General features: G+C 69.0%; 11 protein-coding genes. 10 read left to right on the top strand and 1 reads right to left on the bottom strand.

The genetic code is table 11. The features are described from left to right. Positions 1–3 precede the first annotated feature (3 nt). The 5 genes from HQ312_RS12790 to atzF are packed head-to-tail and all read left to right on the top strand — an operon-like array spanning position 4 to position 6,677. The gene (locus tag HQ312_RS12790) at positions 4–1,557 is read left to right on the top strand and encodes an amino acid permease (protein ID WP_222638827.1); all 1,554 of its coding nucleotides are present in this window, start codon (positions 4–6) and stop codon (positions 1,555–1,557) included. After that, positions 1,554–2,375: an urea amidolyase associated protein UAAP1 gene (locus tag HQ312_RS12785; RefSeq protein WP_222638826.1), complete on the top strand. Its 822-nt coding sequence runs from the start codon at positions 1,554–1,556 to the stop codon at positions 2,373–2,375. Before HQ312_RS12790 ends, HQ312_RS12785 begins: the two co-directional genes overlap by 4 nt. Then, positions 2,372–3,016: an urea amidolyase associated protein UAAP2 gene (locus HQ312_RS12780; protein WP_056443812.1), complete on the top strand. Its 645-nt coding sequence runs from the start codon at positions 2,372–2,374 to the stop codon at positions 3,014–3,016. Before HQ312_RS12785 ends, HQ312_RS12780 begins: the two co-directional genes overlap by 4 nt. Next, positions 3,013–5,004, top strand: a complete 1,992-nt coding sequence (locus HQ312_RS12775) for a 5-oxoprolinase/urea amidolyase family protein (protein WP_222638825.1) — start codon at positions 3,013–3,015, stop codon at positions 5,002–5,004. Before HQ312_RS12780 ends, HQ312_RS12775 begins: the two co-directional genes overlap by 4 nt. Further along, on the top strand, positions 5,001–6,677 hold the full coding sequence (gene atzF, locus HQ312_RS12770) for an allophanate hydrolase (RefSeq protein WP_222638824.1): 1,677 nt from the start codon (positions 5,001–5,003) through the stop codon (positions 6,675–6,677). Before HQ312_RS12775 ends, atzF begins: the two co-directional genes overlap by 4 nt. Before the next feature lie 30 nt (positions 6,678–6,707). Here atzF and HQ312_RS12765 read toward each other — a convergent pair whose 3' ends face one another. After that, positions 6,708–7,391 carry a TIGR00266 family protein gene (locus HQ312_RS12765; RefSeq protein ID WP_222638823.1) on the bottom strand — a complete coding sequence of 228 codons (684 nt, stop codon included), beginning with the start codon at positions 7,389–7,391 and terminating at the stop codon, positions 6,708–6,710. Positions 7,392–7,586: 195 nt separating this feature from the next. On the opposite strand from HQ312_RS12765, the gene HQ312_RS12760 reads away from it, so the two are divergent. The 5 genes from HQ312_RS12760 to HQ312_RS12740 all read left to right on the top strand — a co-directional run bounded on the left by HQ312_RS12760 (position 7,587) and on the right by HQ312_RS12740 (position 13,420). Continuing rightward, a complete protein-coding gene (locus HQ312_RS12760; RefSeq protein WP_261782286.1) occupies positions 7,587–9,422 on the top strand; it encodes a hypothetical protein in 1,836 nt (611 codons plus the stop codon). Continuing rightward, positions 9,419–9,607, top strand: a complete 189-nt coding sequence (locus HQ312_RS12755; protein ID WP_222638821.1) for a hypothetical protein — start codon at positions 9,419–9,421, stop codon at positions 9,605–9,607. Before HQ312_RS12760 ends, HQ312_RS12755 begins: the two co-directional genes overlap by 4 nt. Continuing rightward, positions 9,604–10,017, top strand: coding sequence for a hypothetical protein (locus HQ312_RS12750; RefSeq protein ID WP_222638820.1), 414 nt, complete (start codon positions 9,604–9,606; stop codon positions 10,015–10,017). The genes HQ312_RS12755 and HQ312_RS12750 overlap by 4 nt, the downstream gene beginning before the upstream one ends. Next, positions 10,014–11,312 carry a hypothetical protein gene (locus tag HQ312_RS12745; protein ID WP_027506369.1) on the top strand — a complete coding sequence of 433 codons (1,299 nt, stop codon included), beginning with the start codon at positions 10,014–10,016 and terminating at the stop codon, positions 11,310–11,312. Before HQ312_RS12750 ends, HQ312_RS12745 begins: the two co-directional genes overlap by 4 nt. Positions 11,313–11,395: 83 nt before the next feature. Beyond that, the gene (locus tag HQ312_RS12740; RefSeq protein WP_222638819.1) at positions 11,396–13,420 is read left to right on the top strand and encodes a CocE/NonD family hydrolase; all 2,025 of its coding nucleotides are present in this window, start codon (positions 11,396–11,398) and stop codon (positions 13,418–13,420) included. Positions 13,421–13,478 lie beyond the last annotated feature (58 nt).

Genomic DNA, 13,478 nt, shown 5'->3' with positions numbered 1-13,478 from the left:
CCCATGAGCCAGGCCGTGCTCCCACCCCCGTCGGACCGTCACGCGGACGGCGACTCCGACGATCTCCTCGAGTTCGGGTACGAACAACAGCTGCATCGCAAGCTGGGGAAGTTCGCGTCCTTCGCGGCGGGCTTCTCGTTCGTCTCGATCCTGACGACGATCTTCCAGCTGTTCGGCCTGGGCTTCAGCTTCGCCGGCCCGGCGTTCTTCTGGGCGTGGCCGGTGGTGTTCGTCGGCCAGTTCATGGTGGCGCTGTGCTTCGCCGAACTGGCCGCGCGCTACCCCATCTCCGGGGCCATCTACCAGTGGTCACGCCGCGTCGGCGGTGAGATCACCGGCTGGTTCGCCGGATGGTTCATGATCATCGCGCAGATCGTGACGGCCTCCGCCGCCGCCATCGCACTGCAGGTGGTGCTGCCGAACGTCTGGAGCGGCTTCCAGATCGTCGGCACCGACACCGCACTGACCTCGTCGGACGGCGCCACCAACGCCGTCGTGCTGGGCACCGCGCTGCTGGTGATCACCACGACCATCAACTCCATCGGTGTCAATGCCATGGCGCGCATCAACTCGATCGGCGTGACCTGCGAGATCGTCGGTGTCATCGCGGTGATCGGCGTGTTCTTCACTCATGCTCAGCGCGGACCGGACGTCGTGTTCGACACCGGCGGCGTGCCCGTCGATTCCGGCTACATCGGGGCGTGGATCGTCTCGGGACTCATGGCCGCCTACGTCATGGTGGGATTCGGCTCCGCCGGCGAACTGGCCGAGGAGACGAAGAATCCCCGTCGGGTCGCACCGCGCACCATCCGTCTCGCGCTGTCCGTCTCCGCGCTGGGCGGCGGGCTCATGATCATCGGTGCGCTCATGGCGGCACCCAGCCTCACCGACGGTGAACTCGCGACGCAGGGCCTGCCGTACGTGCTGAACTCCGTGCTCTCGTCCCCGTGGGGCACCGTGCTCCTGATCGACGTGGCCATCGCGATCCTCATCTGCACGTTGGCCATTCAGACCGCCGCGTCCCGGCTCATGTTCTCGATGGCCCGCGACGGCCGGCTCCCCGCGTCCCGTGTTCTCGGATCGGTCAACAAGACCACGGGCACGCCCATCGCCCCGGCCGTCGTCATCGGACTGGGCTGCGTCCTGGTGCTCGTGGTCAACGTCGGCAACTCGGCGATCTTTTCCACCCTCGCCAGCGTGTGCATCGTGCTCATCTACCTCGCCTACATGATGGTCACCGTGCCGCTGCTCCTCCAGCGGCTGAAGGGCTGGCCCCACAACACCACCGGCGCACCGAAGGTCGACTCCGAGGGCAAGCCGCTGTTCACCCTCGGCCGACTCGGCCTGCCCGTCAACCTTCTCGCCGTCGTCTACGGCGCTGCCATGGTGGTCAACCTGTCCTGGCCGCGCCCCGAGATCTACGACCCCTCCGGCGATTTCCCGCTACTGCGCTGGGCCGCGCCCCTCACCGTGCTGGCCGTCGTCGCCGTCGGTGCGCTGTGCTTCCCGCGCGGCAAGGCCCACCCCAACCCCGTCACCACAGGAGTGTCCGCATGACCGCCACCACCACAGCCGCCCGCGAGCACGCCCGGTCGCAGGCTCGGGAGATCACCGACTCGATGCCGGTGGTCCCACCCTCCCTGTGGCCGCACGAGGTTCCCGGAACCGATGCCTCGTCGCTCGTCTGGGCCGAGACGGTTCCCGGCGGGCGGTACACGACGAAGGTGCTCCAGCGCGGAACCCGAGTCCGGTTGCGCGACATCGACGGAGCGGCCTGCGCGCACGTCCTGCTGCACCGTGCCGACGCACCGTGGGAACGCCTGAACACCGCCGACACCGTCAAGGTGCCGTGGCAGGCGTACATGGGGGTGGGTCATCCGCTGCTGTCCGACCAGGGGCGGGTGCTCGCCACCGTGCTGGCCGACTCGTCCGGACACCACGACGCACTGTGCGGTACGACGACGCTGCTCACCAACACCGCGAAGTACGGTGACGGCAGCGCGTACTCGGCGTCGCCCGCGGGCCGCGAGTTGCTGATCCTGGCCGCCCTGAAGAACGGACTCGGTCCCCGCGACGTGCCGCCGACACTCAGCTTCTTCCACGGCGTCACCGTCGATCCCGACGGGGCGCTCCGCAGCACGGGTTCCGCGGGTGCCGGCCGCGAGGTCGACCTGATCCTGCACCTGCCGGTGATCGTGAGCATCGCCAACACGGCGCACCCGATCGATCCGTCGCCCACCTTCGACACCACGTCGCTCGAGGTGCTGGCCTGGCCGTCGCCGCAGGATCTCGACGCGCTGCCGAACACCGACCCCGAATACCTCCGTGCCGTCGCCAACACGGAGGACACGTACGCAGCAGGAGGCTCGAAATGACCACAGCAGTACAGGAACTGGCGCTGGTGGCCGGCCGGGTGATCCTCGACGAGGTCGCACCTGCCCGTGGCCCGTGGTCCGCCGTCGTGCGCGCCGGTGACGTCCTCACCATCCTCGACCTGGAGGGCAACCAGGCCGTCGACACCCTGGTCTACGGCGCCGACGACCACACCGTCCGCTACAGCGCACCGGCCACCATGGTGGGTCAGGGCAACGTCTACCTCACCACGGGAACGGTGCTGCGCGACAGTGAGTCCCGGCCGATGATGACCATCGTCGCCGACGAGGTGGGCAATCACGACACGATCGGCGGCGCGTGCTCGCAGGAGTCGAACACGCTGCGCTACGGCCACCACACCAAGCACCAGCACGCGTGTGTCGAGAACTTCGTGCTCGAGGGGTCGCGGTGGGGTCTGGGCAAGCGCGACATCGTCTCCAACATCAACTTCTTCATGAACGTCCCGGTCGACGCGGACGGCAGCCTGGGCATCGTCGACGGACTGTCCGCGCCGGGCAAGCGGATCGCGCTGCGCGCGGAGATCGACTCGCTGGTCCTGATCTCGAACTGCCCGCAGATCAACAACCCGTGCAACGGTTTCGACCCGACACCGGTTCGCCTGATCGTGACGCGGCCCGCATGAGCATCCACGTCGAGCGCCCCGGCATGCTCACCACCATTCAGGACTGGCCCGGCCGGGTGGGGTACTGGAAGGTGGGAGTACCCCCGTCCGGGCCGATGGACGACCTGTCGCTGCGGTTGGCCAACGTCGCCGTCGGCAACCCGGAGGGAGCGCCGGCGCTCGAGACCACGATGAGCGGTCCCGCACTGCGTTTCGCCGATGAGACCGTCGTGTGCGTCACCGGTGCGGACGCACCCGTCACGGTGAACGGCGAACCCGCCGAGCGCTGGACGCCGATCACGGTGCCCGCGGGCGGGGTGCTGGACGTGGGTGCGGTGTCCGGGGCCGGTCTGCGGATGTACGTCGCGATCCGCGGCAGCGTCCTGGCCGAGGAGTACCTCGGCAGTGCGTCGACCTTCACGCTCGGGACGTTCGGCGGGCTCGACGGCCGTGTGCTGCAGGCGGACGACGACCTCGCCCCGGCGGATCGCGCGACCGGCACGCCCGCACCCGTGCCGATGGAACACGTTCCGGCGCTGACGCACTCGTGGCAGCTCGCCGTCACGGAGGGCCCGCACGGAGCACCCGAGTTCTTCACCCGCACCGACATGGACACCATTCTCGGCACCGACTACGAGGTGCACTTCAACTCCGATCGCACCGGCGTGCGGCTGGTCGGACCCCGCCCGGACTGGGCGCGCACCGACGGGGGAGAGGCGGGTCTGCACCCGTCGAACATCCACGACAACGCGTATTCGGTCGGGGCGCTGGACTTCACGGGCGACACTCCCATCCTACTCGGTCCCGACGGCCCGAGCCTGGGCGGCTTCGTGTGCCCGGTGACGGTGGTCGCGGCCGATCGCTGGAAGCTCGGTCAGCTGCGCCCCGGCGACACGGTGCGCTTCGTCGCGCTCGAGGCCGCTGCGGCCGCCTCGAAGAACACGCTGGGCGTCGGCCGGCGCGCCGGCCTGCCCGTGGTGTTCTCGCGCGGCGGCGACGGGGACGACGGTGTCATCGCGCGCCGCGACGGTGCCACGCCGGTCACCTACCGACGTTCCGGTGACGACAACATCCTGGTCGAGTACGGCGAGATGTCCCTCGACCTGGCACTGCGGGCCCGCGCGCACGCACTGCACGAGGCCGTCGAGGCCATCGCCCCCGCCGGACTGGTCGATCTGACGCCCGGTATCCGGTCGTTGCAGGTGAAGGTCGACCCCGACGTGCTGCCGACTGCGAAACTCCTCGATCTGCTGCTCGAGGCCGAGGACGCGCTGCCGGACACCTCCGAGCTCACGGTGCCCAGTCGGCAGGTGCGGCTGCCGCTCTCGTGGGACGACCCGTCCACGCGCGAGGCGATCCAGCGCTACATGCACGGCGTACGCTCCGACGCGCCGTGGTGCCCGTGGAACATCGAGTTCATCCGCCGGATGAACGGGCTCGAGTCCGTCGACGACGTGTACGACACGGTCTTCGACGCCGAGTACATGGTGCTGGGCCTGGGCGACGTGTATCTCGGTGCACCGGTGGCGACTCCGCTGGATCCACGGCACCGCCTCGTCACGACGAAGTACAACCCGGCCCGCACGTGGACACCGGAGAACGCCGTGGGGATCGGCGGCGCGTATCTGTGCATCTACGGCATGGAGGGACCCGGCGGCTACCAGTTCGTCGGTCGCACCACGCAGGTCTGGAACCACCGTCATCCTCTGACCACGAAGGGGTTCGAAGAGGGCACGCCCTGGCTGCTGCGCTTCTTCGACCGCATCTCCTGGTACCCCGTCAGCACCGAGGAACTCGCCGACATGCGCGCCGATCTCGCGGCCGGGCGCGGAGCGGGTGTCGAGATCACCGACGGCACCTTCTCTCTGGCCGACCACGACGAGTTCCTGGCCGAGAACGACAGCTCCATCGCCGAGTTCCGCAAGAAGCAGGCCGAGGCGTTCGGCATCGAGCGCGATGCCTGGTCCGCGGCCGGGGAGTTCGCCCTCACCACAGCACAGGGAGCATGATGACGACCGTCACCGACCGAGTGTTGCTCGCGTACAAGCGCATCGCCGAGGTCGATCGCCCCGAGGTGTGGATCACGCTGCGCGACGAGGCGGAGGTCCTCGCGGAGGCCGCCGGACTGGACGAGAGCCTGCCGCTGTACGGGACCGTGCTCGCGGTCAAGGACAACATCGACGTCGCGGGTCTCCCGACGACGGCGGCGTGCCCCGAGTTCGCCCGTACCCCGGACGCCGATGCGACCGTGGTCGCGCGACTCCGCGCCGCCGGCGCTCTGGTGGTGGGCAAGACCAATCTCGACCAGTTCGCCACCGGACTCGTGGGAACGCGCAGCCCGTACGGCGCGGTGCGGCACGCGCACGACCCCGAGAAGATCTCGGGCGGCTCGAGTTCCGGCTCCGCGACCGCGGTCGCGCTGGGCATCGTGGACATCGCCCTCGGAACGGACACGGCAGGGTCGGGCCGAGTTCCTGCGGCCTTCGCCTCCCTGGTGGGCATCAAGCCGACGCTGGGACTGGTGCCGAACACCGGCGTCGTCCCGGCGTGCGTGGACTACGACGCCGTGACGGTCTTCGCCGCCGACATCACCACGGCCACAGCAGCCATGGCGATCATGATCGGTGCGGACTCGGCGGATCCGCGGAGTCGTGCGTGGCCCGCGACGGTGCCGTTGTCGGCCCCGCCGCGCCCCCGTGTCGCCGTTCCACGCACCGAGGATCTCCGCGCGCTGTGCCCCGAGTACGCGGAGGCGTTCGAGCGCACGGTGTCGGGACTGGACGCTGTGGGGATCGACCACGAGATCGTCGACATCTCCGTGCTGCTGGACGCGGCCGTGCTGTTGTACGACGGGGCGATCGTGGCGCAGCGCTACGCGGCGGTCGGCGAGTTCCTGTCGACATCGCCCGAGCACGCCGACCCGACCGTCTCCCGCATCGTGCTGGGCGCGAAGGATCCGGCAGCGCACGCGTACGTCGACGACCTCTCGACGCTGCTGGCGGCCAAGGCGCACGCGGCGTCGATTCTCGACGGGCTCGACGGCCTGGTGCTGCCGACGACCACCGAGCACCCCACCATCGCTGCGGTACAGGCGGATCCGCTCGGCATCAATCGCAGGCTCGGCACGTTCACCAACTTCTGCAACCTTCTCGACATGGCGGCGGTCGCGGTGCCGGGTGCGCGCACGACGGCGGGGGATCCCTGCGGCGTCATGGTCGTGGGCCCCGCGTTCACCGATCAGGTACTGCTCGACATCGGCGCCGCGGTGGCGGATCAGGACACGGCGGTACTCGTGGAGGACGGCGTGGACGTGCTCGTCGTCGGCGCGCACCTGCGAGGGTTCCCGCTGAACGGTCAGCTGGTCGAGCGTGGTGCGCGGTTCGTCGGTGAGGTGAGCACCTCCGCCGACTACCGCCTGGTCGATCTGGGCACCACACCGCCCAAGCCCGGACTGGTGCGCGGCGGCAGCGCCTCCATCCCGGGCGAGCTGTATCGGATGGCCCCGGCGCACCTCGGCACGTTCCTGGCCGGGCTGCCCGCACCGATGGGCCTGGGATCGGTGACGCTGTCCGACGGTCGGGAGGTGGTCGGTTTCATGTGCGCCGCCGATGCGGCGGAGGCGGGCACCGACATCACCGAGTTCGGCGGCTGGCGGGCCTACACCGCGAATAGTGGAGTCTGAACCCCGGATTCCGGGGTCTGAGTTCCACGATCAGCTCGAGCGTGGCCGGTTCTCGTCGATGAGCCGTTCGAGTTCGCGAGGGTTCCTGGTCTGCAGCAGGACGCGGCCCGGACCGGTGAAGTCGAACACCAGCCCCTCGCCGGACTTCAGCGTCTGCATCGTCTTCCCCTGTACCGCTCGACGCACGTCGAACGTCATCGCGAGGTGGTACGCCACCACGTGACCGGTGTCGATGGTGACGCGTTCCCCGGGACCGAGGTCCATGACGTCGATGGCGCCGTACACACCCAGCAGCACGTGCCCGCGTCCCGACGCCTTGTAGCCGAAGGCGCCCTGGCCGCCGAACATCTGCTTCATTCCGCCGAACTGCGGGTCGACGGTGACGTCGGGGGAGTTGCCGAGCCACGAACCGTGGCCCACGAACCACTCCTGCCCGTCGGCGACGTCGACGGTGATGACGTCGCCGGGCAGCTTGCCGGCCAGGTCGATCCAGCCGCCCTGGTCCGGTGCCGTGTACGTGGTGATGTAGAAGGATCCGGCGCTCAGCGCGCTGCGTTTGAGTCCGCCGAGGAATCCGCCCGGGGTGCTGCTCCGGATGTCCACACCGGCCGAACACGCGAGCATCGCCCCGCCCTCGGTGTTCAGCGATTCCCGTGGCGCGAGGCGGCATCGGGCGACGGTGTTGGAAGGGTTGTGCCGGAGTTCGACGTCCATGCGCAGACGATAGAGCAGCGACGACCGCCGCGTGCGGCACGTGAGAGTGCCCGAGAAATTACTTTCGGGTAGCTCTGGTGTCGACGCCCGGTTACAGACATAATCCGATGCGTGAACAATGTAGGTGTTACCTCGAGTAACCTGATCGCACAGGCGCCGGCCGGTGGCGGCGCCGCGCTCGATCAGGTCTTCGGCATGACCGCGGCAGCCGGTGTCATCTCGCTGTTCCTGCTGTATCTGGCCGTGATGCACCGGACGAGGCGCATCACGTGGCTGCAGCGCCTCGCGGACTACGCGGGCGAGAAGCTGCACCGCCCCGGGTGGGTGGCGCTGCCGCTCGTCATGTTCATCTCGACGATCCTCACCGCGTTCTTCGGCTTCATCTGGGACGTCAGCCTGCACATCGGACGGGGTCGCGACGAGGGCCCGTTGGCCAATCCGGCGCACTACTTCATCCTGGTGGGCCTGTTCTTCCTGTTCATCGCCGGTGCGCTGGCGATCATCCTGCCGCGCGACGAGAAGCCCGGTCCGGCAGCCATCAAGATCACCCGGACCTGGTACGCCCCCACCGGCGGGCTGCTCATCGCCGGCTCGGGCCTGTACGCGCTCATCGGCTTCCCGCTCGACGACATCTGGCACCGCATGTTCGGCCAGGACGTGACGCTGTGGGGACCGACGCACCTCATGCTCATCGGCGGGGCCGGGCTCTCGCTCGTCGGCGTGCTGCTGCTCGAGCACGAGGGTCGCGTCGCGATGGCCTCCACCGCCGTGACCACCGCCGCCACCGCCGGTGAGCCCGACGGCGAGACGAAGGCGGACCCGGCGCAGGCCGTCGACTCGCGCAAGCGCTCGATCATCACCTGGTTCATGCGCAGCTCCGCCTTCGGTGGTCTCGTCATCGGCCTGTCCGTCTTCCAGATCGAGTACGACTTCGGTGTCGAACAGTTCCGGCTCGTCTTCCAACCGCTGCTCATGACGGCTGCCGGTGCCTTCGCGCTCATTGCTGCGCGGCTCATGGTCGGTCGTGGATCCGCTCTGTTCGCCGTCGCGTTCGCCGCGGTGATCCGCGAGATCACCGCGCTGATCGTCGGTCCCGTCCTCGGTGAGCCGCACAGCGTGTTCACGCTCTACCTGGGCATGGCCGTGGTCGTCGAGATCATGGGTCTGACCAGTCTCGTCCACCGCCGCCTCCTGTTCGGTGCCGTCACCGGTGTCGCCGTGGGCACCGTCGGCCTGTACCTGGAGTCCATGTGGGTCGACGCCGTCTTCCTCTACCCGTGGCCGAACAGCATGTGGGTCGAGGCGCTCGCCACCTGCATCCCCGCCGGCCTCGTCGTCGGTCTCACCGCGGGTCTCTTCGCGCAGGCGCTCAGCGGTGACGGACTCCCGCGTCCCGCCGTCCGGCGTTCCGTCGTCGTCGCGATGGTGCTGGTGCTCGGCGGCAGCGTCGCCAACGGCTTGATGATCGACGTTCCGCAGGGCGCGAACGCGACCGTGAGTCTCACCGACGCTCCCCGCGAGGACGGCTTCCGCATGGTCACCGCCACGGTGAGCATCGACCCGAGCGACCTGGTGTCCGACGATCCCGAGTGGGTCTCCATCCTCGCCTGGCAGGGCGCAGGCGACTCGCTGCACGGACTCGTCGTCGACAACCTCGAGCGCACCGGCCCGGGTGAGTACCGCTCCACGCGTGCCATGCCGGTCGACGGGACGTGGAAGACGTTCCTGCGCATCCAGGACGGCCGCACCATGGCCGGTGCGCCCATCTTCATGGCGGCGGACGAGGGCATCGGCGCCGAGGAGGTCCCCGCGACCACCGAGTTCACCCGCGAATTCCAGTACGAGACCAAGCTGCTGCAGCGCGAGCGCTCGTTCGACCACCCGGCATGGCTGTTCACGGCGGCGTGCCTCGTGGTGCTGGCCTGCTCGCTGGCCCTCATCTGGTCGCTGTCCTGGGGCGCCGCACGCATCAGCCTGGCCACCCCCGGCAACACCGCGACGAAGGGCAGCAAGGAGCGCAGTCGCGTATGACGCCCGACCCGAACGTGATCTACCTCGCGGATCACTCTGTCGTGCTGGCACTTCCGGCCGTCATCCCCGCAGTGCTCATCGCTCTCGTGGTGATCGTCATCGTCGTGCGCGACCGGCGGGCCGAGCGGGCGGAGAACGCCGAGAACGACCTGAAGGACGCGAACGAGAGGGAGGGCACGGAGTGAGGCGGGTAGTGGTGGTCGGGCTGGCGGTACTGGCGCTGGCGGGGTGCTCGCAGGCGGAGCCGGAGACCGAGGCGACGCCCGAGCAGGTCTCCTCGACACCGGCCACGTCCGTAGCGGCGTCCGACGTCCCACGCATCACGCCGACCACCACGCTCGACGTCTCCATCGCGGGCGGTGAGGTCACCCCGGTCGACCAGCGTCTCGAGGGCAGGGTCGGCGAGGAGATCCTCGTGACCGTGTCCAGCGACGCGGAGGACGAGATCCACGTGCATTCCGTTCCGGAGCACAGCTTCCCGGTGGCGGTAGGTGACGATCAGCAGTTCCGCTTCACGGTCGACGTGCCGGGCTCGGTCGACATCGAGTTGCACGAGGTCGACGTCACCGTGGCGACGGTGCTCGTCCGGTCGTGAGCAGCGAGCTCCTCGCGCACGGTCTCGGCGGGTCGACCGACCTGCCGATCCCGGTGACGTACGCCCTCATCGGGGGCGCCTGGGCGCTGGCAGCGTCCTTCGCGGTCCTGTTGTTGGCATGGAAGACTCCGCGTCTGACGCCCGATCGACACCTGGTCCGGACGCCGCTGGCGCGACTCGTGGACGCTGCCGCGTTCCGGGGCGTCGTCGGCACCGCGTCGGTGGCGCTGGCCGTGTGGGTCGGTGCGGCGTCGGTGCTGGGTCCGCAGGATGCATCCAACGCGCTGCTCGGCGTGTTCTACGTGCTGGTGTGGGTCGGGCTGGTTCCGGCATCGCTGGTCTTCGGGCCGGTGTGGCGCATCGTGTCCCCGGTCCGCGCGCTGTATCGCGTTCTGCCGCACGGCCGGCCGCGGACCCTGCCCGACGGCATCGGGGTGGTCCCGGCGGTGCTGGGCCTGTTGGCCTTCGTGTGGCTCGAACTGGCGTCGAGTGATCCCGGTTCGGTCGCCGCCGTGCGTACCTGGTGTCTGCTGTACGTGGTGGTCCTGCTCGGCGGCGCCCTGATCTTCGGCGAGGAATGGTTCGCGCGCGCGGATCCGTTCGAGGTGTTCAGCGACACCGTGGCGCGGTTGTCGATCCTGGCGCGCGACAGGGAGTCACGCGCCCTCGTGGTGCGCAACCCGCTCGACGGCGCCGCCACCCTCCCCGTACGACGCGGAACCGTCGCCGTGACGGCCACGCTGCTCGGCTCCACCGCGTTCGACTCGCTGGCGCAGACGCCGAGTTGGAAGTCGTTCGCGCGTGACCTCGGTGACCCGGTGCTGATCCGCACGGCCGGCGTGCTGGCGTGTGTCGCACTGGTGGGCACCGTGTTCTGGCTCGCGGCGCGCACCACCGGCGGCGTGACGAGGGAGCGTCGCGCGCAGTTGCCCGGCTTGCTGGCGCACTCGCTGATCCCGATCGTCGTCGGGTACTTCTTCGCCCATTACCTCACCTATCTCGTGGAGAAAGGTCAGCAGAGCGTCTTCACGTTGTTCGATCCGTTCGACCGAGGATGGAATCCGCTCGGCATCGCGGACGCGTCGGTGAACTACGCGTTGTCCTCGCACCCGTCGGTGGTCGCGTCGATCACGGTGCTGTGCGTGGTGATCGGGCACATCGTCGGAGTGACACTGGCGCACGACGCGGCTCTGCGGCTCTTACCGAAAAAGGATGCGCTGCTCGGCGAACTGGCACTGATGCTGGTGATGGTGCTGTACACCTTCCTCGGTCTCTTCTTGTTGTTCGGCGCATGAATGGTCGTTGACCTTTCCGTGACCGTAGGTTACCGTCCGGTAGGTTAGTGGCGCCCATCACAGGGGAGGGTGCCGATCAGAGCATGGGGGCTCGTGTGCGGCGTCGTTCCACGGTCATCTCGGGCGTTCTCGTCGCCCTCCTCGTCGCATCCGGTACCGCGGTGCCGGCCACGGCGGATCCCACCGGCGGCGCGGACGCCGTCGCCTGGACCGCCGCGGCCGATGCGCCGCCGCACTACCCGCAGGTGGCCATCGACTGGGACGTCCCCATCACGATGAGTGACGGAACGGTGTTGCAGGCCAACATCTACCGGCCCGCCGATGCGTCCGGTCGCCCGGTGGAGACCGACCTCCCGACCGTCCTGAACATCACGCCGTACACCAAGCTCGTGGGCAACCTGATCGACTCGATCCAGCAGATCCCCGGAGTGAGCGAGCCGGTGCTCGACTTCCTGGCGAGCCTCAACTTCGCGGGTACGCCGTTCGACGGCATCACCGATCTCACGCAGGCGGTCGACGGCGGGGGCCTGCGTCTCTTCGCCGTCAACCGGAACCTGGTCCAGAACGGCTACGCCCAGGTGGTCGTCGACGCCCGCGGCACCGGGTTCTCGCAGGGCACGTGGGACGTGTTGGGTCCACGCGAGCAACAGGATTCGGCGGAGATCATCGACTGGACGTCACGGCAGTCCTGGTCCGACGGTCAGGTCGGCATGTCGGGCATCTCCTACTCGGCCATCAACTCCGTGCAGGCCGCGGCGCTGCGTCCGCCGGCGCTGAAGGCCATCTTCCCGGTCGAGCCCGGCAACGACCTGCTGCGCGACATCGTGGGTACCGGCGGCGCGTTGGGTGTCGGGTTCATGCCGCTGTGGCTCACATTGGTCAACGTGCTGAAGTTCGTCCCGAACGTGCAGTCGATCCTGCAGGGGCAGTTCGACACTCGGTGGCTCGCCGATCGATTGGCCGATCCGGCGATCCTGATCCCCGAACTCGCCAACGCCTTCACGGCGCCGACCATTGCCGACATCCGGCCCGAGACACTCGGTGTCGCGCAGGACGGCGAGTTCTACGCCGACCGTTCGGCGGATCTGTCGCAGATCGAGGTACCCACCATGGTCTACGGCGGCTGGCACGACATCTTCACCAACAGCGAGCCGCGCATCTACAACGACATCCCGGTCGCGCCCGGACGCAAGCAGCTGATCATGGGCGACGGGTACCACGTCAATCCGGGCGCGGGCTTCGGACGCCCGGGCAACCCGCCGCGACTCGATGCACTCGAACGCGCGTGGTTCGACCACTGGCTCAAGGGCGTCGACAACGGTGTCGAGAAGTACGGCCCCGTGACGCTGTTCCAGCAGGGCGGCGGGTGGACCACCACCGATCAGTTCCCCCGTGCCGGAGCGCAGTCACAGCGCACCTACCTCTCCGCCGCCCCCAGCGGCACCGCCGGGCACAGCCTCCACGACGGCTCGCTGTCCTCGTCGCCGACGTCCGACACCGCACGCCTCACCGTCGCGCCGGGCCTGCGCGGGGTCTGTTCCCGCGACGCCGCGGTCGGTACTGCGGGTGCGGCGGCGATCCTGGGGTCCGTGTGCACGAAGGACTCCCGGTTCAACGAGGCCGAGGCCCTGACGTTCACCAGCGCGCCGGCCGAGAAGCCCACCCAGATCTCGGGTGCCACCAACCTGCATCTCAACACGGTGCTCGATCGGCCCGACGGCTTCTGGGCCGCGACGATGAACGACGTCGCGCCGGACGGCACGTCCACCCCGATCAGCCACGGCGCTCTCACCGCATCGCTGCGCCAGATCGACGAGGCGACGAGCACCCGCTCGGCCAACGGCGACTACGTCGACGCGAAGCCGGCGCTCACGCTCGCGAGCCGGCAGCCGCTCGTACCCGGCGTCCCGACCACGGTGGACATCAACCTGCTCCCCACGGATGCCGTGATCGCGCCGGGCCACCGGATCCGCATCGACGTCTACGCCGCCAGCGTGCCGCGCTACCTGCCACTGGGGCCGATGCTCGTCGACTCCGCGCTGGCACCTCAGCACGTGCAACTCGACCCCGCGAACCCCAGCTTCGTGAACATTCCGTATGTGAACTGAGCGGATACCGTGACCATGTCGCGTCCTCGCAGGCGGTTCGGTCGCCGGTATCGGTGGA

The organism is Rhodococcus sp. BP-316, from assembly GCF_019836105.1.
Classification (GTDB): domain Bacteria; phylum Actinomycetota; class Actinomycetes; order Mycobacteriales; family Mycobacteriaceae; genus Rhodococcoides.
This window is presented reverse-complemented; position numbering and strand designations above follow the sequence as displayed.